We start from the raw sequence: 1,656 nt of genomic DNA on the forward strand, positions 1-1,656 counted from the left end.
GGGGATGCTAGAATTGAGCCTCGCAAGTCGTTGAGATAGTCGATCGAGAAAGCGTTAGGATGTTGGCTATAGTATTTCAAGGCGCTTAAAAATCATCAAAGTTTAACGGAAACAGCGGATAGGAATGCAGCAATCGCTGATATTTGGGATTGTTTGGTTCCTCGCGCGGGATCTGTGGAAGTTAAAAATTATAGTCTATTCCAGGAGCGACTGTAAGATAATTATGCGTTTTTTTAGTTTTGGCTGTCTTGGTATTTTAGGCTTCTTAATTATCCTCTCGGTTGCGCCCCGAGAAATTATGAAATCGGGTATTCGCAGTGCTACTTGGAGTCCAAACGGCCAATATGCGATCGCCATTGTCAGACATCCGATGCTGTTTGCTATGCCTGGTGGGGGCAGCGATGCGCCTTGCGATGTATTTTTGTTCGATGCGTCTGGAAGGGAGTTGAAGAGTAAAAGTTTTGAGATGGTGCAACTTGTGTCTGCGGGCTGGCAGGGCGATATCGTTGAGGTTGGGATGTTCGATCGGTGGGAATTGCCCAAAATAGATAATATCAACATTCTGCTGTTTAGTGCGGCTTACACGGGCAATTTGGCGGAAGTCGAAAAGCTGTTGCAAAAAAATGCGGATGTTCATTTCAAGACTTATTTAAACCAAACACTGTTACACGCGGCTGCTTTTGGCGGGAATCAGACTATTGTAAAGTTGTTTCTGCAAAAAGGATTGAATGTAAAGGCGATCGACAAAGCAGGACAAACTGTCCTGCACGCGGCAGCCGCAGGAGGAGGTAGCGGGGCGATGGCTTACGCCCCGCTACGCTACGACTTATTGATTGCCAGCGGTGCAGATATGGAGGCGATCGATCGCAATCAACGCACGGCACTCAACATCGCAGCAGAAAGCGGTAATTTTGCAGCAATGAAAGCCTTGATTAATCGAGGTGCTAATGTGAAAAATGACAAAAATTTGTTTGCTGTTATTAGCAGGTTTAAACCGGGGAAAAAGAAACTAGAGATGGTTGAATTAATCCTGAAAAATCAAGCCCAAATTCCTAAAGGCTTGCTGTATAGTGCGGTGTCTCGTGGAGATATTGAGACTGTGAAATTATTGATCGATCGCGGTGCTGATGTCAACGCTCCCGATCCTTACGACAATACTACTATATTGATGAGAATTGTTCAACCTAATACTGGTATTTCTGGGCTATTAAAACCTGAATTAGTGAAGTTGTTTCTTTCAAAGGGTGCGGATGTGAATGCTCGTAATAAAAATGGTAAGACGGCTTTAACCATTGCTGAAAAATCATCTACACCAGAAATTGTTAAGTTGCTCAAACAGCACGGCGCTAAAAATTAAGCGGTTTTCTGACAATCAAGATTTACATTAAAATTGAAAATAACAGCTAGTACACGCTCTGAGAGAGCTACTGATTATCAGTTATTAACCCATGCCTTCCTCAGCGCTTGCGTCTTTAAATCCCAACCATAAGAGCATAATCTTTTCCACTTCCGTCATTTGCTCTGTTGTTAGACTTCCCAAATTTCGCAGCAGCTTGGCGTGAGGGATTGTAATAATGTTCTGCACATCAAATACTCCCGATCGCAAAAAGTGAGTTTTAATATCTACCTCAAATCTAGATCGGCGCGAGCTTGTTG

1 protein-coding gene and 1 pseudogene are annotated in these 1,656 nt (G+C 43.4%); one reads left to right on the forward strand and one right to left on the reverse strand.

All coding sequences use genetic code 11. The features are described 5' to 3' along the window. The first annotated feature begins 298 nt into the window (after positions 1-298). Positions 299-1,357 (forward strand): ankyrin repeat domain-containing protein, encoded by a 1,059-nt coding sequence (locus tag WBA89_RS24325; protein ID WP_424410043.1) that lies wholly within the window; start codon positions 299-301, stop codon positions 1,355-1,357. A gap of 84 nt (positions 1,358-1,441) precedes the next feature. Here the strand turns inward: WBA89_RS24325 and WBA89_RS24330 are convergent. Next, positions 1,442-1,656 (reverse strand): annotated as a pseudogene (locus tag WBA89_RS24330) (type II toxin-antitoxin system PemK/MazF family toxin); the annotation flags it as partial.

Origin of the sequence: Microcoleus sp. (assembly GCF_049646505.1) — a bacterium.
Lineage (GTDB): Bacteria > Cyanobacteriota > Cyanobacteriia > Cyanobacteriales > Microcoleaceae > Microcoleus.